General features: G+C 47.1%; 23 protein-coding genes. 8 read left to right on the top strand and 15 right to left on the bottom strand.

Annotated elements, in window-relative coordinates; genetic code table 11:
- Window positions 1–18: 18 nt before the first annotated feature.
- The 11 genes from G459_RS0100730 to G459_RS0100680 form a co-directional block, all read right to left on the bottom strand.
- Window positions 19–3,636: a hypothetical protein gene (locus tag G459_RS0100730; protein WP_026965910.1), complete on the bottom strand. Its 3,618-nt coding sequence runs from the start codon at window positions 3,634–3,636 to the stop codon at window positions 19–21.
- Window positions 3,637–3,732: 96 nt separating this feature from the next.
- Complete coding sequence (locus G459_RS0100725) at window positions 3,733–4,146, bottom strand: GPW/gp25 family protein (RefSeq protein WP_026965909.1); 414 nt, start codon at window positions 4,144–4,146, stop codon at window positions 3,733–3,735.
- 1 nt (window position 4,147) lies between these two features.
- Window positions 4,148–4,447: a PAAR domain-containing protein gene (locus G459_RS0100720; RefSeq protein WP_026965908.1), complete on the bottom strand. Its 300-nt coding sequence runs from the start codon at window positions 4,445–4,447 to the stop codon at window positions 4,148–4,150.
- 7 nt (window positions 4,448–4,454) lie between these two features.
- A complete protein-coding gene (locus G459_RS0100715) occupies window positions 4,455–6,254 on the bottom strand; it encodes a phage baseplate assembly protein V (protein WP_026965907.1) in 1,800 nt (599 codons plus the stop codon).
- A 7-nt stretch (window positions 6,255–6,261) separates the two neighbouring features.
- Complete coding sequence (locus G459_RS0100710) at window positions 6,262–6,924, bottom strand: CIS tube protein (RefSeq protein ID WP_026965906.1); 663 nt, start codon at window positions 6,922–6,924, stop codon at window positions 6,262–6,264.
- 3 nt (window positions 6,925–6,927) lie between these two features.
- Window positions 6,928–7,113 (bottom strand): DUF5908 family protein, encoded by a 186-nt coding sequence (locus tag G459_RS0100705; RefSeq protein WP_026965905.1) that lies wholly within the window; start codon window positions 7,111–7,113, stop codon window positions 6,928–6,930.
- Between the two features lies 1 nt (window position 7,114).
- Window positions 7,115–7,573 (bottom strand): phage tail protein, encoded by a 459-nt coding sequence (locus G459_RS0100700; protein ID WP_026965904.1) that lies wholly within the window; start codon window positions 7,571–7,573, stop codon window positions 7,115–7,117.
- Window positions 7,574–7,578: 5 nt separating this feature from the next.
- A complete protein-coding gene (locus tag G459_RS0100695) occupies window positions 7,579–8,031 on the bottom strand; it encodes a phage tail protein (RefSeq protein WP_026965903.1) in 453 nt (150 codons plus the stop codon).
- A 51-nt stretch (window positions 8,032–8,082) separates the two neighbouring features.
- Window positions 8,083–9,672: a phage tail sheath family protein gene (locus G459_RS0100690; RefSeq protein ID WP_026965902.1), complete on the bottom strand. Its 1,590-nt coding sequence runs from the start codon at window positions 9,670–9,672 to the stop codon at window positions 8,083–8,085.
- 30 nt (window positions 9,673–9,702) lie between these two features.
- Entirely contained in the window at window positions 9,703–10,695 is a 993-nt protein-coding gene (locus G459_RS0100685; RefSeq protein WP_026965901.1) for a hypothetical protein, read from the bottom strand.
- A 1-nt stretch (window position 10,696) separates the two neighbouring features.
- On the bottom strand, window positions 10,697–11,272 hold the full coding sequence (locus G459_RS0100680) for a Pvc16 family protein (protein WP_026965900.1): 576 nt from the start codon (window positions 11,270–11,272) through the stop codon (window positions 10,697–10,699).
- 161 nt (window positions 11,273–11,433) lie between these two features.
- Between G459_RS0100680 and G459_RS0100675 the strand changes: the two genes are divergently transcribed.
- Entirely contained in the window at window positions 11,434–11,775 is a 342-nt protein-coding gene (locus G459_RS0100675; RefSeq protein WP_157373246.1) for a hypothetical protein, read from the top strand.
- 13 nt (window positions 11,776–11,788) lie between these two features.
- On the opposite strand, the gene G459_RS0100670 is transcribed toward G459_RS0100675, so the two are convergent.
- Window positions 11,789–13,144 carry an ATP-binding protein gene (locus G459_RS0100670; RefSeq protein ID WP_035454812.1) on the bottom strand — a complete coding sequence of 452 codons (1,356 nt, stop codon included), beginning with the start codon at window positions 13,142–13,144 and terminating at the stop codon, window positions 11,789–11,791.
- A 237-nt stretch (window positions 13,145–13,381) separates the two neighbouring features.
- Here G459_RS0100670 and G459_RS0100665 point away from each other — a divergent pair, with 237 nt between their 5' ends.
- The 7 genes from G459_RS0100665 (at window position 13,382) to G459_RS28735 (ending at window position 19,230) form a co-directional block, all read left to right on the top strand.
- The gene (locus G459_RS0100665) at window positions 13,382–13,996 is read left to right on the top strand and encodes an LPXTG cell wall anchor domain-containing protein (RefSeq protein ID WP_026965897.1); all 615 of its coding nucleotides are present in this window, start codon (window positions 13,382–13,384) and stop codon (window positions 13,994–13,996) included.
- Between the two features lies 1 nt (window position 13,997).
- A complete protein-coding gene (locus G459_RS0100660; RefSeq protein WP_026965896.1) occupies window positions 13,998–14,291 on the top strand; it encodes a winged helix-turn-helix domain-containing protein in 294 nt (97 codons plus the stop codon).
- Window positions 14,292–14,340: 49 nt separating this feature from the next.
- A complete protein-coding gene (creD, locus tag G459_RS0100655) occupies window positions 14,341–15,672 on the top strand; it encodes a cell envelope integrity protein CreD (RefSeq protein WP_035454809.1) in 1,332 nt (443 codons plus the stop codon).
- A 51-nt stretch (window positions 15,673–15,723) separates the two neighbouring features.
- Complete coding sequence (locus G459_RS28740; protein ID WP_051315004.1) at window positions 15,724–16,050, top strand: hypothetical protein; 327 nt, start codon at window positions 15,724–15,726, stop codon at window positions 16,048–16,050.
- Between the two features lie 58 nt (window positions 16,051–16,108).
- Window positions 16,109–16,834 carry a hypothetical protein gene (locus G459_RS0100645; RefSeq protein WP_035454806.1) on the top strand — a complete coding sequence of 242 codons (726 nt, stop codon included), beginning with the start codon at window positions 16,109–16,111 and terminating at the stop codon, window positions 16,832–16,834.
- A 62-nt stretch (window positions 16,835–16,896) separates the two neighbouring features.
- The gene (locus G459_RS0100640; RefSeq protein WP_026965893.1) at window positions 16,897–18,138 is read left to right on the top strand and encodes a DUF4153 domain-containing protein; all 1,242 of its coding nucleotides are present in this window, start codon (window positions 16,897–16,899) and stop codon (window positions 18,136–18,138) included.
- A 324-nt stretch (window positions 18,139–18,462) separates the two neighbouring features.
- Window positions 18,463–19,230, top strand: a complete 768-nt coding sequence (locus tag G459_RS28735; protein WP_051315003.1) for a TIR domain-containing protein — start codon at window positions 18,463–18,465, stop codon at window positions 19,228–19,230.
- Window positions 19,231–19,436: 206 nt separating this feature from the next.
- Here G459_RS28735 and G459_RS0100630 read toward each other — a convergent pair whose 3' ends face one another.
- From G459_RS0100630 to G459_RS0100620, 3 genes are all read right to left on the bottom strand, one after another.
- Window positions 19,437–19,871, bottom strand: a complete 435-nt coding sequence (locus tag G459_RS0100630; RefSeq protein ID WP_157373245.1) for a hypothetical protein — start codon at window positions 19,869–19,871, stop codon at window positions 19,437–19,439.
- Window positions 19,872–20,008: 137 nt separating this feature from the next.
- Window positions 20,009–20,746 carry a hypothetical protein gene (locus tag G459_RS0100625; RefSeq protein WP_157373244.1) on the bottom strand — a complete coding sequence of 246 codons (738 nt, stop codon included), beginning with the start codon at window positions 20,744–20,746 and terminating at the stop codon, window positions 20,009–20,011.
- A 142-nt stretch (window positions 20,747–20,888) separates the two neighbouring features.
- Window positions 20,889–23,159, bottom strand: coding sequence for a ligand-binding sensor domain-containing protein (locus G459_RS0100620; RefSeq protein WP_026965890.1), 2,271 nt, complete (start codon window positions 23,157–23,159; stop codon window positions 20,889–20,891).
- Window positions 23,160–23,212 lie beyond the last annotated feature (53 nt).

Here is a 23,212-nt window from a genome sequence, read left to right as displayed (position 1 = left end):
GAATGGTATGAAGCCAGGTTATTGTTTGGGTTTGATAATAAAGTCCGAGTCAATCGACAGGTCTCCGATACTGGCGATCTCCGGATCCAAGAGTGTATGGTCCTGGATGATCTCCAGCTGATGGGATTCGGAGGAAGTCAGGACCGCATAGGGACTGATCGTCCGCAGCAGTTCCACCCTGTAGGTCGTCTCAGCGGTATCGATGATCTTGTAGCTGCCCTGCACATCCACGATCTGTAGGACCGACAGCCCGGTGACGAATTCGACGTAGGGTCTGGATTCGATGAAATTCTGAATCTCAGCCTTGTAGATCGAGTTGATGAATCCCTTTTCTTCATGAAAATCCTTGGGATTTGGAGAAAGAAACTCGATCAGCTCCCGCTCCAGCATATCGCGATAGTATCCGGACTGCTGGATTTGGCGAAATTTGACCGCCCCACGGATCTTCAGTTTCTCGAATACCGGATTGCACACCTCCAGCCTCGAAAAGGGAGAAATAAACCCTTGGAGGTAACTGCGGATTTCCTGCAGCAACTCAAAAGGCGCTCGAAAACCCTCCAGTTTCATCTGGGAATTGAGCGGGGAAAGGGGAATAACGACCACCTGAATGTTGCTGTTTTTGACCAAGTGAAGCGGAAAATCAGTCCTCCCATAGACCATCGCCCGGCCGATCTGGGGAAAACGCTGCAGTACCAGGCGCTCCAGGTCCCAAGTGGTAATGCCCCTGTTTCGATGCCGCACGAGTTCGCTCACTCTGGCCCGGTCTTGCTCAGGAGATCGCTTGAATGTCTCGATTTTGATATGATAGAGGCCGACCGCCGGGCTTAAATGCATGTTGCCGTTCGATATGACCGTCAGATTTTCCCGCAACTCCACGGGGCGAAACTCGGGCGGGTCTTTTTCCTCCACCTGCGTGATCCAGGCGGAATTGGTAAACATGTCGATCAGTCGGCTGTTGATGTCGGAATTTCCCGAATTGGAGACTCTGAGCCAGAATTTGCCAGGAGCCAGGCGGGTATTGTTAAAGTCCAAGCGGCTCGGAAGCTTGAGTTTCACTATCCCCGACTGCAGCATCCCGTGAGTGGAATCCTCCATCAGCAAATTGCCCAACGGAACCCAACTGTTTTTCTCCAGGTATTCCCAGGTCACCTTGGGTGGCTGCGTGATCGTGTGGATGAAAAAAGCGGGATGCAGCTTAAAGCCCAAGTTCAGCAGCTGATTTTCGGCAAGGCCTGTCAGGCCAATCAGCAAATTCCCCTTCCCACTCAGCTGCGGAATCAGGTAAGAAGACCCAGCTCCTGCCGCAGGAAATACCTGACTGTGTCCAAACGGATACAAATGGAAGATCTTGACACTTCCCCTGTTTTCCTCTCCTCTCCTCGACAGATTCTCTTTGGTGTGGTTGCTATAGGTAAACTCCAATTTCTCCAGCTGGGGAGTGTACGGTGGCCGTGGCAGTTCTTTTTGTCGTCTGGGATGCCTGCTGTTTTGGAATGAAATGTCAGAAAAGACCCGGGGGTAAGACTCGTGCCCAAAAGCAAATAAACTGGGATCAGTCAGTTGAATCCCAAAGGAAACCGGATTGTCCTGCCCCGGGGTTTTGACCACCGGTTCTTTCAGGATCGTCCGGTCAATTAGATCCAGATTGAGATCGATTTGTTTATTTTTCAGGAGATGTTCGCCGTCAGACTTTTCGACAGTCTCAAAAAGAAAAACCTTCTGCTTCGGCGCCTGAAAACCTTCTTCATCGTCACTGATCGATGATTTGAGCGATACAATTCCCCGAAAACTCTGATTGTCCACGGCCTCGGGATAGGCTTGATAGTATCCGATGAACCCTGTCCGCTCCTCTGGCAGTCCCATCCAGGTCAACTTCACGGAAAGCCGCGAGAGGTATTTGTTGAAAATCAGCGGATCGTAGACTCTGAGGCAAGAGTCTCTGGTCGGCAATGATCCGAAAGGAAGAAACGGGCTGCTGGGATCAAGCTTGCCGAGCTGATTGCTGCAGTCAAATCCCGAAGTTACGCCCTTGGTCAGTGTGGATATTTCCACCTCCAAAATCTCCAACGCCTCGAGTGGCCGGTAGGGCGGATAATGTGCAGAGTTATTCAACAGAAACCGGACACAAGGCCATGTCGTGCCCGAGACGCCACCGTGGAGTGCCGCATCATACGACGTTGGAAACTCCTCCAAGCCCTCCGGCTCCAACTTGATCACCAGCTTACACTCGCCATCAAGGTATCTGACGTGCAGAAAATCCAGGGTTTTCCAACCCTTGGCGGTGGTGAGCGCCACGGTAAATGCCTCATTCAAAAATGCCTGGATAAAGCTCTTTAACTCGTGGTCGGAATGGTCATGAACCACACCCATGGCTGCCTCCTTCTCGTGCAGCAACTCCGAGAGAACGGTCCTAAATTCCTCACAGGAAGCAGGACTGAGTGTAAAAGTCAGTTGAAAAAAGCTCCTGCCGTTCTCTACCAAAAAAACCGGTGAACTTACCAAAAGCCCCAGTAAGCTAGCGCTCATTGTCCGTTGGTTAAGCCCTTTTTGGCTTTGGTCTTCCCCCATGACTATCGGAAAATCGTGCTGGGAGTCTCCTCTGAACGAAACCTCATTTTTCCCCTCGCCCTGATACAAAATCGCGTCGTACACGCCATTCAGAGCAATCTTTTCGCTTTTGAAGCCTGAAGAAAAAGGGAAATAGTTGCTTTTGTATAAGGTTCTCAACTCAACAATCCTAGCCTGGCTCAGCTCGGTCTGGAATTGGTTTTGAAATGCGATGGTCTTCTTTGTGGGAAAAAGCAGACTGAAGCTGGAGTTTTCCGGCAGCAGCAGCGCACCCGGCTTGGGGACCACACCGATCAAAAGCTGTAGTGGACTCGCAGGAGGCGATACCTGCTGAAGCACCCGCTGGTAATAGAAGTCGAGATGCCGGCGGGTCATCGCATTCATATCTGCCTGCACCTCCTTGAAGAGTTTCAGCGCGGCTAGCAGCAACCCAATATGCGGCTGGTGATTGCCCGTGTTTTCGTTGATAAGATCCTCAAATCGCCTCCCGGCCAATTCTACGATAAAGGCCAGATTCTTATATGCTGCCTTAAAATATTCCGTGAAGTTCACCTCGCGGCTGTCCATCTTGGCCGACATCGGAATGCCTGCAAAATCAGACGCGCGATAGCGGCTTTGAAAGGGAAAAGCATGGCCGATCATGGTCTCCAGAAACCTTTTGCTGTTGATGATCTCCTTGGCCATCAATCCCGAATAGTTGCAATCTTTGAAAAGCTCCTCCCATACCAGGAGATTCTTGCTCATCGCCAGGAGATTGGTCGCCATGGCTTCCTGGATCTCTTTTTTGGTGTTCCTCCTGTTTTCGGCCTTAGCCAGCAGATCGTCCTGCCGGAGCTTGTAACCATCCAGCGAGGTGGCGGCTATCATCCCGACGATAAACACCGGATCGTTCAACAAAAACGGCCTCCACGTGTCTAATCGCTTATTTTGAAAACTGAAATAGGAAACGGCGTCCGAGTAATCCAGCGTGAATTGAACCAAATCCAAGACAGTACGCTCATCCGGAACCACATACGAGGGGTCCAGCGAAGGGAGTAGTCTTTCGGATTGATTGATTCCGTTTTTCATGTGTTTATACTTGTTTTTTAATAGTCACATCACTTGTCCAATGTGTGACTCTGGGAGGCATGCCCGATTTCATAATAGATCAGTCGTCGAGCCGGGTTAGAGGTTTGTTCCTTCTTTGAAATAGAAGGGATAAACCATGTTGGTTCTTGTGTTGGTGATGATCACTGAGTACTCGATGTGAATGTGGAGAATGCCCTCGAGGAGTTTCTCTTTGCCAAATCTGATGTCGAGGACTTTGATCCTTGGCTCATAGTACAGCAGGGAGTTTTTGATGGTATCTCTGAGCAGCGTCAGGTAGGTCGGGTCGTTGGCTTCGAACACATACGACAGGATATCACAGCCAAACTTTGGGTCCATGACTCTCTCGGTCGGAATGGTCCCCAAGATGATGCGTATACTCTGCTGAATGTCTTTTTCGGCGGATACCATTTCCACCCATTTGGAGTCTATCTCAAATGCAGGCGGAAACGCCCATCCCATCCCCAAAAATGCGTTGGACGAATCTCCCATCTCAGCCGCCGATCATGACAGTGGGACAACCCAAGACAATCGAGCCCCCGTGGGCAGTGGTATCCCCCATTCTTGCGGCGGGTTTTCCTCCGATCATCACGGTAGCGGAGCCCATCACGATCGAATCGGGAGGACCTACGCAGACGCAGGAATCTCCCAAGACGGCGGCGGGCATGCCCCCGATCAGGACAGTCGGCGCACCAGGACCGATGACCGGCCCTCCGACGTGGGGAATTGGAGGGACCCCCGGAGTCTGCATGGGACAAGTATGCATGTCTGTTAATCTTGCAGCTAATGGCATATTTCAATCAATTTATCATGACCAAGGCGCCCTTGAGAGCGGTCTGGCCAGAGGCTGAAAATTCGGCTGAGGCATTTCCTGCAGCTTTCATGGAAACTTGGGCTTCGAGTGACACATTCAGGCCCTTTCCTGTGAGATCTCCCCCCGAAGCTTCCAGGCTGACGCCCGAGACTGCTTTGAGGTTAATACTTCCCTTGGCATCGAGGACGATGTCCTTGGGGCTGGACAGACTGATTCCGTCTTTGCTCAGGACAGCTTTGTTGGAGTTGCTGTCCGTCATCGTAATCTGCCCTTCTTTGTCATCCAAGATCAGCGTATTGCCTCCGGGAGTCTCTACGGTCAGGATCTTGTCTTTCTCGTTAAAAATGATCGCTATGCCGGATTTGGAGTGAATTGCTTTGGTCGAATTCTCCGCATCCGGTTCAAGTTTCGGTTTCAGCTTGGAGCTATAGAGACTGCCGGTAATCACCGGGAATCTGGGATCTCCGTTCATGAAATTTACCAAAACCTCGTCACCTATCTCAGGAAAAAAGAAAAATCCGGCTTGGTTGGAAGCGTAGTTAAACGACATTCTCGCCCAGATTTCATTCATCCCTGAGGAGCCCTGAAAAGTCACCAATTCTATCAAAACACGGTATTCTCCGTCCGGGTCCTGGTCGATTTGTTTGACCACCGCGAGCTGGGTTCCCCGTATGCCCGGCAACAGTCCCAGTCCATCCTCTTCCTGTACGTCAGGCAAGGAAGAGTGCCAGCGGGATTGCATCCCTACAAATACGACGGTAGTCCAGCTGCCTTCCAGACAGCTCTGCTCGATCTTCGAGACAAAGGCATCACCGTCAAATCGGTCTCCAAAGTTTTTCAGCTCCACCAGATCCCCCGGCAAAAGCTGGGTTGTACCCGGAATGGTGATCTTCCCCTGGATTTTTGACAAAGCGGACTTATTAATCCAGCTCTTGGAGTAGGCTGTCAATTCCTCAGTCGATACCGATGCGGAGGTGAACTTATTCAACTTGGGGACAGACAGACCTTCGGCGATCGTCTGTGCGGTCAGATTCCCAAAACTCGCAGGATCGGCCATACTTCCGCTGACGGAGGTGATGGCTTGATTTTTTGGATCCCAGGAGGTGAAGTTAAACTCCGAAAAGGTGTTTTCCCCGTTCAGCTCCAAGTCTACCTCAATGGCAGACTGCGCGGCATCTATGGCACAACTTGGAGAAGCAGAAAAGTCAAAACTTTTCACAGTGACCTTGTTTTGCAGCGTGGTTACAAAGAAGTTATTGGCTTCTGCTCGGATCACCAAGTAGTCCCAGTCCGATGAATTGAACTGAAACAACGGATAGGTGAATTGCGAAGCAGACTCTACGCTTGCGGTCAATCCCGCACCGGAAACCAACGTGCTGAACAGGTCGTCATCTTTGGAATCGGCTAGTACCGTATTGGATCGTGATTTGGTGAGTTTGAAGGCCTTGTCTTTGCAGGTTACCAGCAGGTACGAGGTGTTGCTGCGGACGACCATCCGCTGACCGGTCACCACTCCTACGAATGCGAGCGCGTTCTCTCCCCCATACCCCAAACTGATCTCGATGTCATTTCCCGGAATAAAATCGCCCGAAGCGCTGTTGGAAAATGGGTCATTCTCCAGTCCAAAGACACCACCGTCCGAGATCTTGAGAGTTGCCGATGCGATCCGATTGACCTCCAGTGTCATCCCAATAGAAATCACCTCTACTTCTCCGGAGAGAACGGTTCCGTTGATGGTGATTTCATAGGAAATCGGCAGATCATTTTCTGTCAGCAATTCAGGCATTCTAGATTCAAACTAAGGGTGGGAAAATAAGCTGATCTCCGGGCGACACCGACCGGATGTTGTCCAGAGAATTGTATTCGGCCACCTGGATGTGGTATTTGCTTTCGCCATAGATTTTAAAACACATGCCGGGCAGCGTATCTCCTGCTTTCACTACCCGGATATGGGTGAGATCGGAGGAGTTTCGCCGTTCCTCGGCTGCTTTCTTCTGGACAGAGACGGTCCCGATAAATACCGCCTTGATCTCCGCCCGCAGCGGTGTACCGTCGAGATCCATCATCGAATAGAGGATGTCCCACTCCTTCAGCCTTCCTTCAAACAGGGATTGCGTCCCCCAGATGATTTTCACATAGTTGGGCTCATGGATATCCCCGTTGTAGGTATAGACCAAGCTCCTCAGATAATCGATCTGCTGATCCACAGGCTGAGAAGTGATGACTCCCGTGCTGTCAAAAAAGAATTCCATATTGAATACCTTGGATCCCGCTCCGCGAAACTTCACCGTTTCGGCAGAGACTCCCAATGGAGACGAATTGGTCGAATACTTCAGTTCCGACTTGTCGTTGTACTTGCTTGGGTTGACCAAGACATCGTATTCACCGATCTTGTCAGAGAAGTCTGGCTTCTTATAGGCGACCAATTTCATCTTGGTCAACTGTCCGGAATCCATTCCTTAACGCGCTGCGTTGTTTTCAACCATCTCGGAGATCATCTCCTGGCACCCCTTTTCGATTTCTTTTTTCGCCGTTTCAATGAGCTGCTTGACCAGCTCATAATTCAGGCTTTCCTCACGGTCCGATTTGGCAGAATCCTCCACCACCTCGCCCCTGATCACCAGTTGCTTAATAATCAACGTCATGTCAGCTATCCTTCTTAAAGTGCTTGTACTTGAGGGTAAGGGTTTCGATGGCCAGTTCATTTTTGGTACTTCCCAGCGCAGACAATTCCCAGGAAAGGGGAATGACGCGGAAGACCGTCCACGAAGCCATCGGCTCCGCATTGGTTCCCAAAAGAATGATCTGTAGGTCCAAAGGCTCGAATTTGAAATTTTCCAGCGCGTTGCGGCACCAGGTGTCCAAGCTCGAGCTTTGGAGCAGGCATCGCTTCAGTACCAGGTCAGCGTATTTGGGAGGTGAAGGGAGATAATGCATGTAATTGTTATCTCCCCCCTCCACTTTTTCGGTGACCTTCACTGTGACCTTTAGGCCGGACACGTCCTGAAAACTGCAATCCATCTCCGGGAAATTTGGAAACTTCACTTGGAAATAGAATGCACTAGGCGGGGTGTATCCTTCCTGAAAGAAACTCGTGTTCCCCATTTACCTTAGCCGTTAGCGATCGTCAACCCTTCGTGGGAGATTTCGATCGTCTCTACGGCGACTTCATTAGCATCTGACTTCAGATCGGTAGAGCTGATCTTGGACGGCCAAGCGTTGTTGAGCGTCCAAGTCATGGTTGGTGAGCCAGACTCATCAAGAAGTTTGATGACGACATTTTGTCGCTCGATGGTGTTCATCTTGATTTTGTTATACCAATCCCAGAATGCATTGTCATTGACAAAAACGCCCTTCTTCATCGTCACGTGACTGTTTTTGATGATTCCCGGCATGTTGATGGTGGAAAAAACTGGACTGTTACCGTGTCTGTATTCGATCGGCTGTGCCTCGATCTCCAGACCGCTTACTTCTTGAAAAGGAATGTTTGTAGTACTACCCCAGTCTACTGAAAAATAAAACTTGGGTAATGGCCAATTGCTGTCTTGTGCTTCGCCTGCCATAATTTCTAAAATTTTTAGTTGCTAGATATATATTGTTAAGAATAGACTCGATTAAGATTTTTGCATTTGCTGCTCGAAAGTGACCACGATGAATTCGGCGGGTCTCACGATTGCCAGTTTTACGGTGATCAGCATCTTGCCTTCAAGGATGTCCAGGGCAGTCATCGTAGCGCCCAGGCCGATCTGCACGTCAAACGCGTCCTCAGGAGATGATCCCGCCAGTGCGCCCTGCTTCCACTTTTCCACCAGGAAGTTTGAAACCATGCTCTTCACTGTCACCCAGGTATTCGCATCGTTTGGTTCAAAGACATACGCTCTCAACGCCAGCTTGATGGATTGCTCCAGCATGATCATCGTACGGCGCACGTTGATGTATCTCCAATCCAGACTGTTGCCGTCGAGCGTTCGGCCACCCCAGACCAGGGTTCCCACACCCGGAAAAGTTCGGATCGCGTTGATTGATTTGCCGGAAAGCGCATTCACGTTGAGGTCTTCCTGCTGGTCGTGTGTGATGTTGACCGCTGGCTTGACCACCGAATTCAATCCCACGTTTGCCGGAGCTTTCCAGACGCCGCGGCTGTTATCCACCATGGTGTAGATGCCAGCCATGGCGGGAGCTGCAGGAAGCAGGTTCATGACCGCACGGATTTCATCGAGCAAGGCGGAATAGGTAGGGCTCGTCGCCAAAAGTCCTAAGTGGAAGTTGCTTTCTTTGTTTTTGATGTAGCCCGGTAGAAGAGACTCCACGTCTTCATCCGAAAGTTCCGGTCTATCAGTCTTCAACATCGTCTTAAAATCATCCGAGGTCTTCGGGAAAGCCTGAGCCAAGCCAACCGCCCGCGCCTCGGGAAGGATCGCTTCCAGAGAGACTGAGTCGTCGAAATTCTTGAAGGTGATTTCACCTTTTTGAACCACGTTAGTCTCCAGCCAAGGATAGTAGGCAGCAGCGTAGCTCAGGTATTCGGTACCGATTTTTTCCCGGAACACGGTGATGTTATCCGCGTCTCCGTCTTCGCGGCTGTTGAATCCGTCAAACACGTCGAGAATGGCAACTCTGTTCTGCATCTTGGCACAGTGAGCCAGCATCTGCTTGTAGACTTCATAGGCGTCGGCACCCAGACCCACTGCATCGGGGATCACGACCATAGTCGGTTCGAGCTCCTTCACAAGCTTAGCCAGTCCGCCCTCTATTGGCTTGTCGTTCGCGTCCTTGCCAGTGCCCAGGAGGTCATCCTTCTTGATTTCGATGGCATCTTTACCGGCATAAGTACCTACCGATACGATGTAGCAAGTCCCGCCTCCGTTGGTGAAAAACAGCCGGATACTGTTGAAAAGATACACCAGGTTGTTGTCCTTGTACTGGATGGATTTTTCAACACCGCCGATGGTTACGAGGTTTTTATCCCCGTTTTGGGCATCTGCCAGTGTGAACTTGGGACTGAAAGCTCCACCAAAAAGCTCCATGTAATCTGCAAAAGAGGTAATCCTGGTAGGAGTGTTGACCAGGGACTTCCCATTCCTCGAAGCCCGCTCCGTATACCCGATGAATGCGGGAATAGCGGTAGCGACTTCAACTACGGAGCCGGGGAATGCATTTTTTTCTTCAATGTAAACACCCGGTGTCATGAGGTTTTGTGCCATAATTGTACGTTTGTTAAAGTGAGAAATTGGTTAAATAAAAATATGGGAGTAAGAAATTTCGGTGTTGGATGAGCGCTGAAAAAGCTGCTCTGGACTCGCTTTTGGCAGTTGTTTGTAGACTACTTTCCCCGCTTGATTTTCTTCTTTGGATCGTTCGATCAATTGAAAACGGGGATTAAAGTCGGCGTTAAAAGGTATTTCCACGTCGGACAGAAAGCTTCTGACTTTCCAGGCTGGCTGGATCTCAAATTCTTCCTCTTTGAAGACAATCTCATTGTTTTGGGCATCGATCACCGACAGCCTGGAAAACTTGTCAAAGACCCGATCAGACAGGATGTATTTCCAAAAAGTCCGACGGCTTCTGAACCGGATCTGAAGATTTAGCGTCTCACCTACTTCGCGATACGCCAGGGACAGCTGATCGAGATCAAGGGAAATAATCCCAAAAGGCGTTCTTTCCATCCCGGAGCTCCGCCGGTAGAATCTAGTCGTGCCGGAGCCGTTGCTTACATAAAAGACGGATTCTCCTTTTTCCAAAAAATATCTGGCGTAATCCCCCGGCACCAGCTCCTCACCCCGCGCATCCCGAAGCGAAGCCTTCCCGCTGGAAAGCTGCGTCAGTAGTTCATCGATGGTTCTCTGGTTGGCAGAATCCAGGCTATCCTCAATCGTTACAAAATCACCGGAATGGAGATAATCAGCTGATTTACTTTTGGCTGAATTTGAAAAGAGAAAAACTTTCGAATTGGGTTTGACCTCCTGGCCGAAGTCCGTGAAATTGAAAAAGAGCGGATCGGTCGGATGCAGGCGAAGCAGTAACGGCTCGGTTTCTCCTCGCAAAAGCTCTGGATCAGAACCTAGGAGGTGGATGCCGCCTGCAAAAGGCTTGATCAGTAGCTGTAGATTGGCTAGCCTCCTGCTATTCTCTGGAGCCCACGACACCGAAAACCCCTCGAATAGGTCTTTCCCGCTGTAGTCATGGTGAAAGTTAATGCTGGCTATATGGAAAAAATTCTGATTCATGCTAGTTGACATTTTTGGTGCCGGTGGCAGAAATCGCCGGGATAACTCCTTTAATAGGAGTATCGTCAAATATGACAAGGCCGACTTTGTAGAAAGCAGCAGGCATGATCTTCGACCCAATGGCCGACCAGACATGGCTCAGGCTGTCATAGGATAGCGTACAGAGTTCGAACGAGATCTTCTCCACTCGTCTGGACAAGCCCTGGATGTTAGCTGGATTAAGCGATCGGTTTTGATGGAAAAAATTAATCGTCTGCGAGAGGTAATTGAGACCTTCCAGGTAATTTTTGCTCTTGAAATTGGCACAAAAAGCAAGCTGAAGATGGAGGTACAACGGGGTAGATTTGTCCAGAAAAACGGACCCATTTCCCGACGATCTCGAGGTTTTATTTTTTAGGGCGGGTTCTTCATTCAGTGACAACAAAAAGCAAACGATCCGGTCTTCCAGCTCTACGGGTGACGAACCGGAATTGTCCAATAAATTGGAAACTACTACCTTGTTCTCAGCGAAGCCATACTGATTCTTAAAATATTGGTTCAGCAGATCCCTGATATGGATCAAAAGTACATCGACCATTCTAATTTAAATAAAAGTCTAACAGAAAAAAGAAAGCAGGAGTAACCCTGATAATAATATCTAAAGAGTGTTTATATTAGAAAAATAAGCCTATAAAAGCAAATTAGTTCGTGGCTTCAATAACATTCAATTAATTAACAAAAGCAAACAAATAACAGGTTATGTATTCATTTTTGCCATTTATCCTATCAATTTTCCTCTTGGCCGGATTTATCTTTTTGAAAAAAAATTACCGTGGAAAAGAAATTTTTTTACAGAATTCCGTTGACCAGTTAAATCTCGAGAAAATCGCTCTCCAAAGGGAATTGGCGAGCAGGGATGAGATCGTTTATCAGCTTGAGAAAGAGCTACTCGAAATCCGAAAGATCAATCTTGAATTGAGTGAGAAGGTCGACCGGGAGGACCGGGAAAATCTCGCTCTTAGAAATCTCCTCGAAGGACTTCAGAAAAAACAAAGCTCCAAAAACGAAGACATCGTCGTAGAATATGTATTCAAACAATAGCGAATACCGAGCGTTAGTGGACAATACTCTTTCCCTCCTTCACCCGCTCCAGTCGGATCGCCTGTAATATATCCCGTTGCCTTATTTTCACCTCGCCTCTTTTTAATGTTTTCAGCAGGCAGAAATGTAATATATTGACGATCGCCGCGGCGGTCAATTCATACTTTTCTGCGAGTAGATGTAGACTGACTTCGGCTTCGTATTCAAACTCACCCAAGAGTGCGGACTCCCAGATTTTCAGCCGTTGATAATAGTCCGGAAGGTCAAAGTCGACCACCAGTTGAAACCTTCTGAAAAAGGCCTCGTCGATGTTATTTTTGTAGTTGGAACACAGGATGACAAGCCCGTCAAAATCCTCAATCCGCTGTAACAAATAAGACACTTCCTGATTGGCGTAGCGGTCGTGTGAGTCGGAGGTTTGGCTCCTTTTTCCAAAGAGCGCGTCGGCCTCGTCAAAAAACAAAATCCAGTTTTTGTTTTCGGCAAGGTCAAAGACTCTAGAGAGATTTTTCTCCGTCTCTCCGATGTACTTGGACACGACCATAGACAGGTCAATCCGGTACACGTCCAGCTGACAGGCCTTCCCAAGCAGCGTCGCGGTCAGCGTCTTCCCCGTACCCGGAGGGCCGGTGAAAAGTGCACGAAACCCGGGCTTGATTCTCCGACCAAACTTGAAGTCGTTTTTCAGCCGATGCCCATGAACCAGCCAGTTTTGGATTTCCTTCACGCCCTGAAGTACCTCTTCGCCGATGACCAAGTCTGACCACTCCTGATCCGTAGAAATCCTTTTGGCAGGAAAATCAACGTCAAAGTCCGGTTTAAATGCCTCTCCCGTGGTCAAAAGGCTCAGATATTCTTTGGAGATTTTCAAAACGCCGCTGAGATAAGGTTCGTCCCGAGAGGTGCCTTCCAGTGAGAGGATCTTATGCTTTGCGAAAAAATGAGACCGCTCAAATAGTCTCAAAAGCTGAAATCTCTTTTTGAGATCGGAACCCGCTAACAGGAAGACCGCTGTCTCACCAGTCGGAAGAAACCCCCGATGCTTCTCGCCCTTTATGCCCCCAAACTCCGTGAATGGGGTATCATACGTCTGGTTTTTGATGTGGAGAATATCGAGCAGATGCGGCTTGATATGGGGCAAAAGGGAAAGCAGCAACACCAGCCTTTCCTCCATTCCCATCCCGTGTTCATTGACCAGGTGGGCATAGTTCGAATCCGAATCGCCAAAATCCGGCAGGCTGAGCTCTTCGATTTGGGACTCTTCGGCGCTTTGCTCAAAGGTGATCTTTCCCCGAAGCAATAGCAGCTCCTGAAACCAGACCAGTTCCAAATCCAGGCAATCGGCATTGGACAGCTTATTTTTTTCCATCAAAAAAGAGAGTTTGTTGCTTTGAAAATAAGACTTCTAAAAGAGGCTAAAAAGAACGCAATTCTTCTCAGCAAATCCAATTTAAGCAAGGGAATGATTCGCCGTTCAACTGCCTTTTTGGATGAGAGGTAATCAGAAGTGAAAAACTTCGGCTCCTCCCACTTTCAGATTTTTTTTCACGCCTGGAATCAAATTCAGAAAACTTCATTTACTTTGCATTACAAAGTACTTTTCGATATGAGAAAACCGGAACAAGAATTAGCAGACATCAAGTCTATGATGGAGCGGAGTACCCGTTTCCTTTCGCTCAATGGACTGGCGGGAGTACTGGCAGGGATCTACGCCCTAGTCGGCGCGGGGATCGTGTGGTACTGGATTTATTTCCTCGAGACCTCCTATAGTCAGGGCGCCACCGAGATGCACGGAAGCGAACTGATGAACAATATGCTGCTTCTTGCAGGGGTGATCTTGCTACTGGCGTTGGGCTCGGCTTTTCTGCTCAGCCGAAAGAAAAGTCAAAAAAACTCCCACAAGTTCTGGTCGTCAGCGAGTAAGCGATTCATGCTTGCCTTATTTATCCCGGTGATTAGCGGCGGACTTTTTTCATTTGCCCTGATCCACGAAGGTTACTTTCATCTCATAGCGGCTACGACCTTGGTATTCTACGGACTTGGATTGATCAACGCATCGCATTTTACCCTGAGCGAAATCAAAAATCTTGGACTGGGCCAATTGATTCTGGGCTTGATTGCCGCTTTCCACCACGAATACGGACTGATCTGCTGGGCTCTGGGATTTGGGATCCTGCATGTGATCTACGGTTCCATGATGTATTACAAATACGACCGATAACGTGAAGGGGACTTACGACAAGGCTTTTGAAAATGTGATCCGACTGCGTGTGATGTCCATCCTGATGGTCAACGAGCAGTTTGATTTCAATTCCTTCAAGGAACTCCTGGAGGTGACTGACGGCAATCTCGCCTCGCATCTTCGGAACCTTGAAAATGCCGCGTACATCCGGGTGGAAAAATCCTTTGCAGGACGGAAGCCATTGACCAATTATTCGGCGACTGAAGAAGGCAAAGCGGCCTTTCAGTCCCACCTCGAATTCCTTGAAAATTTGATTAAAGCCAACAAAACCTAAAAAAATTTATTCACTCACTTTGAAAATCAAAGTACTTTTAAAAACTCCTATGGAAAATCAAACTGGCCCATCAATTTTAGAAAAAACCCAGCTCTGGATCAATAGATCGATCAGTCTCAAGCTGTTGGTCATTGGCTTCATCGTGCTTATTCTCCTCATCCCTCAATCCATGACACTTGACTTGATAGATGAACGTCAAACCCGATTGCAAGAAGCCGAAGAAGAAATCAGTGCCAAATGGTCCAGGTCCCAGACACTGATCGGCCCGTTCCTTGGCGTCCCCTATTATCAAATAAAGGAGGTGGAATCCTCGGGTGAGAAGAAAACTATCCGGGAGCTCAACACGGCTTACTTCTTTCCTGAAACCCTCGACATTCTGGGGGATTTGGATGTTCAGTTGTTACACCGCGGGATATTCGACGTGGCGGTCTATTCCGGAGATTTGGATTTGAAAGCCCATTTTCTACCTCTGAAACTGGAAAAGCTCGATCTTCAATCCGACCAAATTCTATGGGATCAGGCCTCGCTCTTCATCGGACTTTCGGACCTCAGAGGAATCGGAGAAAATCCCAAGCTTCAACTTAATGGGATCGACTACACCGCTGAACCATTTTCTGATGAAAAAACACAGCTAAAAGGCCTCCAAATCCCACTGGACTTGGATTCGACAAATGTCGACCTTCGGTTCTCAGGCAAATTGAAAGTGAAAGGCAGCCGCGAGTTTCAGGTGTCGCCTGTCGGCAAAACCACCCAATTAGAACTCAAGGGAAACTGGCCGAGCCCAAGTTTTCAGGGCGAGTTCCTACCGGAATCCAGAGAATTGACAGACTCAAGTTTTACCAGCCAGTGGAAAATCCTGCACTTCAACCGTCCTTTTGGACAGGAGTTCCGGGGAAAGATTCCCGCTGTAGAAAACAGTTCTTTTGGTCTTTCGCTGAAGCTCCCAGCGGATCAATACCAGCAAAGTGTCCGGACTTCCAAGTATGCTGTTTTGATCATCATCCTGAGTTTTCTGTCGCTTTTTCTCATGGAGATTTTCACAAAAAAACGAATCCATCCGCTTCAGTACACCTTAGTCGGTTTTTCGCTGGTCTTGTATTACACGCTTTTGATTGCCCTCTCAGAACAGTTGGGGTTCAAATTAGCATACCTCCTGGCAAGCACCGCAACGGTGGGACTCTTGGCTCTCTACGCCAAAAGCCTATTTGACAAACTCAAGACCACAGCACTGTTTTCAGGGATTCTTATCGTCTTCTACACCTTCATCTTCGTGATCGTGAGGCAGCAAGAATATGCCCTCTTGATCGGCAGTATAGGTCTCTTCATTGCACTGGCCACAACCATGTTTATCTCCAGAAAGATCGACTGGTATAAAAACTAATCAGAGATAGTATATAAATCCCACGCATTCAAACCATCAAAAAACAAACTTATGAATCCCCGAAATCAAACTCCATTCGGAATCGAGCTAAAGGCATTGGCTCTTCCCGCGCTACTCGGAGCATTTGCTCCCTTGGCTCTGCTCCTATTTATCATCCTTACCAAAGAGGATGTTTTCGAATCCTGGATGCTGGCTCCGCTCACGCTCATCCCTTTGGGTGGGGCTTTCGGCGGTGTGATCTTCTACCTGATGGGCTTTGTCTGGTTTCCCTACGGAAAGCAAAAACTGATCGCCATCATCTTCAGCACGATATTCTATTTCGTCGCGCTCTGGATGGCCGCCGTGCTCGCCTTCAGCCTGTCAGGACGCTTTGATTGAGGCGCCCAAAAAACTTTGTGAATTTATTCAACTGAACTTAAAGAAGCGGAAAAACACGATGGCCGATTCAGAACAACCCAATGCGCTGGAATCCTACTATTTCCAGATCAAGAAAAACAGATGGCACTGGATATTCCAACTCGTATGCAGAATCCTGCTCGCCTATGCATTTATCGTAGCCGGTATGGTGAAAATCCTGGGAGAACGGTTTGCCAGCGGCCTATCCGTGATACACCCCATGGGTTCTTACCTGGAAGCATTACATCACACGGGGTATTACTACACCTTCATCGGCTATGCCCAAATATTAGCCGCCCTCTTACTCCTAATTCCCCGCACAGTTTTAGTAGGCGCATTGCTATACCTTCCCATCATTGTTAACATCTGGGTGCTTTCTTATGCGGTTCGCTTTGTAGGCTCTTACATGACTTCGCCTTTGATGGTTTTGGCAAACCTGTATCTCCTAGCCTGGCATTACGATAAACTCAAATACATCTTGCCATTCCACCGCTATTCGAAAGAAGTAAGCCTGGCAAAGCCTGTGAAATACGAGAAAAAATTCCCATTCCTGTTCTTTGCCGGAGTGATTTCCACCATGGCTTTCTTCATTTGGTTCTCTCTTTTTGGACATGAGGTGATGCCACAAAATTCCCTTTCAGACTGCAAATCCCAATTTATAGACACAGAAAACGAGGAAGCCGGATTTGAATTTTGCGAGTGCATCCATACCGTTGGAAATCCCCTGGACAAATGCTTGGAAAATCTCGAATCAAGTAGAATGTAACGTACATGATCAAACTAACTCTCTATAAAAAATCGTTGACACAATCTTTAACTCATAAAATCATGCATGAAGAAATCATAATTCACATCGATGATCCAGCATATCTGGAAAATCTTTACAGAAGAAATAAATCCGGCTTCAAAGAATCGTTTGGCCAAGTATATCCAGATCTCAAAGGAAATAAAGTTGCGCAATTTTGGCACGAACGCCTGAAAGAAGAATCAGAAGCCATCTCTTGGGGCTCCAAAAAAGAACTGCTCTGGATAGTTCTTGGAATCTTGGTTGCCGGAATCTTGGCCAAAATCCCAGAGATCTTCTCCGTTGATGAAGAGTTTTTCTATTCCAGAAATATCAGTTTCATCGTCCTTCCCGTGATCACAGCCTTCTTTGCCTGGAAAAACAAGCTGTCATTAAATGCTATTTCCATTCTTACAGGAATTACGGGCATCTCATTGGTTTACATCAATTCCCTGCCGGGGAAAGATACCGACACGCTGATCCTGGCCTGCATCCACCTGCCGCTGATTCTTTGGGGACTGCTGGGTGCGGCATACTCCGGACCGGATCTCCTGAACTGGAAAAACCGCCTGAGCTACCTGAGATTTAATGGAGAAGCTGCGGTCATGTCCGTCCTGATCGGCATTGGAGCGGGGCTGCTCAGCGCCATCACCATCAACTTGTTTCTTTTGATCGACGTCCACATCGAAGAGTTTTGGGGTGATTATGTAGCGGCTTTTGGTCTGCCGGCGATTCCGATCCTGGGCGTTTACCTCACCTACACCAATCCCCAGTTGGTCAACAAGGTATCTCCGGTGATTGCCAAGATCTTCAGTCCGCTGGTGTTGGTGATATTGGTAGTCTATCTGGTTGCTATTGCTGCGACCGGCAAAGATCCATACAACGACCGGGAATTCCTGATGCTTTTCAATGTGGTCTTGATCGGAGTGATTGCTTTGATCTTCTTTTCCGTCGCCGAGAGTTCCACCAAAAAAGAGGACTACTCCGGTATCTGGATTTTAATGCTCCTTTCCGTCGTGACTGTGGTGGTCAACGGAGTCGCTCTTTCAGCGATCATTTTCCGGATTTCTGAGTGGGGAATCACCCCAAACCGAATGGCAGTGCTGGGAGGAAATATCCTGATTTTGATCCATCTCTTGATGATCACATGGAAGCTCTACCAAACTGCCACGAAGAAAGCGGCACTGGAAGAAGTGGGAAAAACTATTGTGGTGTACCTGCCGATCTACATGTTCTGGACAGCCGTGGTGTTGTTTTTATTTCCACTGATGTTCGGGTTTGAATAGGAAGGAGTAGTCAACGGACGACGGTCGACAGTCGACAGCCGTTCGGTATAGACTTGAAGCTTTTGACTCTTTGGAAAGTCCCGGAAAGCTAAAAAATCGTAAGGTTAATTTGGTTGATTATTCATCAAGATTGGCGGCTGATTTCGGCCGCCACACTTTTTTATGGGCATCTATAACAAAATAAGTCAGAGGACCATGGGGAGCTTGGACGAAATTGTTAATTTGGAGTCGGTACCGGGAGAGAACTCTTCGGGCAAATGACATGAAAAGAAATTGGGGACTTGGGAAGTTTGTTAAAAACAAAAGATTGGAGAGAATAAAACTATGATAAAAGAATTACAACTTTTAGCTGAGGCTTTATGGGAAAGTGTAAAAAGTGACTTAAAGTTCTTTGCACCCATTCAAGCGTTTGCAAAAAAACTCGCAGAACTTGATTTCACTGATGAAAACGAGATTAAAGATGCCGTTGTCTTTGCAGAAAAAATTGAAGAATTCTTTCAAAGATACAGGTCCACTCCTGGAATATTCTATATTCCGCCACCTGAAACTTCCAAAAATCAAACTATTGTAAAACGAATATTTCAAATATCTCAGCAAATTAAAAATCTCTCATCAGAGGAAATCCAAAGTGAAATCTCCAAACTAAAACCAAAAACTAAAAAACCATCAAAAGGTGGAGGAGATATTTTTATCGGTCATGGACGAAGTAGATTGTGGGCTAGGGTGCAGTTATTTCTACAAGATGATTTTAAACTTGAGACGCTAACTTTTGAAAGTGAATCTCATACAAGTGAAAGCATTGTCAATATACTCGAAGGATTTCTAGAGAAATCATCATTTGCCATATTGATGATGACAGCTGAGGATGAAACAGCTGAAGGAAAAAGCAGAGCAAGACAAAATGTAATTCATGAAGCTTGTCTCTTCCAAGGTCGTTTAGGCTTTGATAAAGTGGTCATCTTAAAACAGTCAGAAACAGAAGATTTCTCGAATATTGCCGGACTTCAATATATTCCTTTCACAGGCGACAATGTGGAACAATGTTTTTATGAGCTGCAAAGAAAACTCAAAAAATCAGGAATGATAAAATGATCTTTCTTATCCTGTATAAAAGAAAGCCAAAGTGGATAACGCAATTTTATGCTAATTCCCCAGCTAGGTGTAGTCTTCTTTTTCTCGATTAGTGGTCATCTGGACGCTGGCCTGAGCGTAGTTTGCAACTACGCTCTTCTATCCCAACGAATTTGCAATTCGCTTTCCCTAATTCAAATAACTTGACCGCCCGCATTTTTGGATTCTCAATACCCAAACAACCACTGCCAAATAGACATTTCCTTGATTCTGGCATCGATCTTCTCCTGATTCTCAAGAGCGGCCTTAGCAACATAACCCTTTATTAAGTCCATCCTCTCTTCAGCTTTTTCACTCTGTGCATAGAGATTGTTTAAATAGTTTTTATCGATGTCATTTGCCGAGTTATTCAAGCTTCTCCTAAACTCAATCAAAGGATCAAAATATTTTTTGTAACTATCATCCTTACCATAAACAAAATAAACAGATCGAAATGAAGTGTTTAATTCATCGAAGTCTACTGCGAGTTTTTTAGAGAGTGAAGCAACATTACTTTTTTGAGCATCAGTTAAGACGACATTTCTCCTCCTCTCTCCATTAAGGTAAAGTATACCGTTAACCTCTTCATGCAACAAGCTATGATCGGTTTCCAGGTAGGCCATGATTCGTTGGATCTTCTTCTGTTGCTCCGAAGTCATAAGCAGTTGAAACCCTCCCATTTTGAAAGTATTGGATTGAAAGATGCAGAGTAACAATACAATCAAAATTTTGAAGGAATAGTGTGATTTTATGGAGGTTTTCATTTCTTCTTAAATCTAAAGATGAAAATTAGGATACCGATTATTAATAGAAATAACGGAGCAATCAATTCGTGAATCGGCGAATTAGGGTCTCCGGATGTCCATCTAGATATTACATCTCTTCTAAAATAAAACATAACTATAGAAGCTAATACAAAAGAGATTCCCAATATTCTTTTCGCAAATTTGAATACCGATCCAAGAAGACTTTCGCTTTCCCCACTTTTAAAATATCCCTCATTAAAGAGCTGATCAAGCTCCTCCAAAAATTTTCTCTCCAATTCAATAGAATCTTTGAAACGCGCATGGAACTTACCGTCTGCTTTTAAAGCTTCAATAAATCTCAATTTGGTTGTTTCATCTTCAATTGAAATTGGATGGGCAGGTTTTTCTGTTTTCTCGTAGACATAAACTTTTGGCCGATCTTTTTTCTCGCGAAGCACTATTGCATTTCGGTATTCCTCTTCCGTGTACATCCCGACTTTGGTCCAGAATAGGACAATCACCACATCGGCCGTTTTCAAGATGGAATTATACTCATTTTGCTTTCTTCCGGCACCTAATTCTTCTGAAACAGTCTCCCATATTTTCAGCTCCAGGCGAACATTTCTCGTCTTGTAAATTTCATTTCTCCTAGCGATGAAAATTTCAAACTTTTCCCGCTCAAACAATAATTCATTGGAGGAAGCTAAAAAGATCGAATAGGTCAACATCTCTAAAAGTTTAAATTTTGCCACTTTCCCAGGATCTCTGACTTTCGGGAGAAATTCCCTTAAAGTCAGGCACATATAAAAATAACAGGTATTGTAGCTTAAAAAAAATCCTTCCCCAAGGAGGAAGGATTTAACCAAATAAACTACCCATTAACTATGTTTACTTTTACTCGTGTATCGGTGCGCTGATCACTCCCAGATACCTCCCCATCCAATAGGGAAGCAGATAGGTATCTCCCGCGCTTAGTTCTGCATTTCGATCTCCCGCATCCAGATTGAAGAGACTGCGGTTGTGCTTCAACTCAGGGCGCTCGTCGGGAGGAAGAACTTCCGCCGTCGTCTGTCCCCAAAATCCCGGCTCGATTAGCTCAATATCCTTGCGGTGGCTGTTTTCGGTCTTGAATTCGATCATATCCAGCGGGAATTCTTTCAGATGCCAGACCGATTCCTCCAAGTCAAAGTCTTGCGCACCGGTCATCGCATAGGTGAAGTTCCACAGTGAATTCTTCTCCGGCCGCTCAAATTCCCAGTGATCTTTGATTGCCTCTTTGTAAACTCCCTTGAGTGAATCGTTGAGCGCATACGGATACAAACCCCAATACGCCAAAAAGTACATCTCATCATCGCTGTGATTCCACTCTTGGGAAAGCATCTTCGTCCACTCGTCTGCATCTGCCGGAGCGTTCCCGATCTCACTGAACGGTCGGGCGAGGTTTTCCAGATAGCCGTGGTTTTTCATCAGATCCAGCGCTTTTTCCCGATAGATTTCCTTTCCCGTAAACTTGTATGCCGCCTGCAAAAAGGCAATCAGATTGGAGGAATAGACTTTTCTGTCCCCCACCATAGTCGGAAACCGGTTGATAAATTCGGGATTCCATCGGCCCCACAGCGAGGGTTTGCCGTCCACGTCCACCAGGGTGTAGTTGTTGGCCACCATGTAGCCAACCATGTCGTCGATCAACTTGACCGCCCGCTGCTTCAAGCCCGGGTCATCCATGTATTCGGCCATGAGAACCAAGGCGAAAAACTGTCCCACGGTCTGATCGCTGCTGGCTGAGGCTCTCCAGTCCCACTCGGGATCTGCCGAATGGTTCCAGCTGACGTTGTTGTTATATCCTTCGTACCAGTAGTTTTCGACGTAATCGCGGTACTCTTTTTTGAATTCGTAGTAGCCACTGCGTTCGTAAGTTCTGCCAAAAAGCCCCTTTATCGGAGTGATCTGATGAAGTCTTTCCATCGCTTCAAAGGACTCGATGCAATTTTGCTTGGCGTCCTCGGACTTGGTGACCAGGTAGCGGAAAAGCTGACTGCCCATGTACATCCCAGTCCAGAGATTGTCGCTGTCGGCGATGCCGTTTTGCGCGGTAGCCAGGTCATGATCTGCCAGACGGGTCACATTGCTGTTGATGCCGTAGCGGATATGGCGCTGTCTCATCTGCTTTTCGAAGACCATCGCCTTGTCCTCCAGCGTCATTTTTTCGAAAACAATCTGGCCCAAGCCTTTGTCGGTGAGGATCAAAACGGACTGTTCGGGGCCTTCAGCGATATGGACGACCTGATTTCCCGGAAGCCATTTCTCTCCATGGTAGTAGTTAAACTTTCCATCGTCCTTAAGCATAAAAGCTCCTTTGGTCGAACCGAACCAAAGCTTACCATCAATCTCTTTGACGGCAGTTACTTCGGTCGAGGGCAATTTGGCGTTGACTGGCTTGGTAACTTTTCCGGAGGAATCAATGACGAAAAATCCTTCTTTTGTACCCACCGCAATTTCACCGGAAGCGAGTAAATCAAATGAAGTCAATCCCGAACCTGAGTAAATCTGCTTTTTCTCCCCTCCATTTTCTATAATCTGAAAAACAGCAGAACCGGTCAGCGCATAGAAAACGCCGTTTTTAGCATCGTACTTACTGTCCAAAACCGGGGCATCCAAAGTACCGCTGAAAACCGTTTTGGAGTCCTGAATCAGGGAATAAGCATTGCCGGAGGCAATCATAAAGGAAAACTCCTTCCCTCCAGCCACAACATCGGCTTGTGGGCTCTGATGTCTGGAAAACAACTTTCCGGCAAAGGCATTGCTGAAGACCGCCTCATCGTCCAGATAAACAAACTGGTTTTGATACAGGATCAAATCTGATACTTTTTTGTCCGCCATCGGCATGTACCTGACGTCCCTCCGCAAAGTGCCGGGATATTGAAAATGACCGTTGTCCGGATTCATCAGGCCCTGAGAAGTCAAGATCTGGATGACTTCGTTTCGGTCGCTATAGACCTTTTTGAACTCTATATTTTCTTCCTCCGAATAATACTTCACCGCATAATCCTGCATATAGGCCACATCCTGATAGACTGGCTGCTCCCCTTTGGAGATCTTGTCAGGCTTTTGACAGGAGTAAAGCTGAAGTGCGATTATCGGGAGTACGTATGCTAATTTCTTCATTACAATTTTCTTCGGGGACTTCTGACTTTTGGCCTTTCAAGCAACTATGGTTT

The sequence above is a fragment of the Algoriphagus terrigena DSM 22685 genome, assembly GCF_000429445.1.
In the GTDB taxonomy this organism is placed as follows: Bacteria; Bacteroidota; Bacteroidia; order Cytophagales; family Cyclobacteriaceae; genus Algoriphagus; species Algoriphagus terrigena.
The sequence above is the reverse complement of the archived record's forward strand: the minus strand, read 5'-3'. Positions and strand labels throughout refer to the sequence as shown.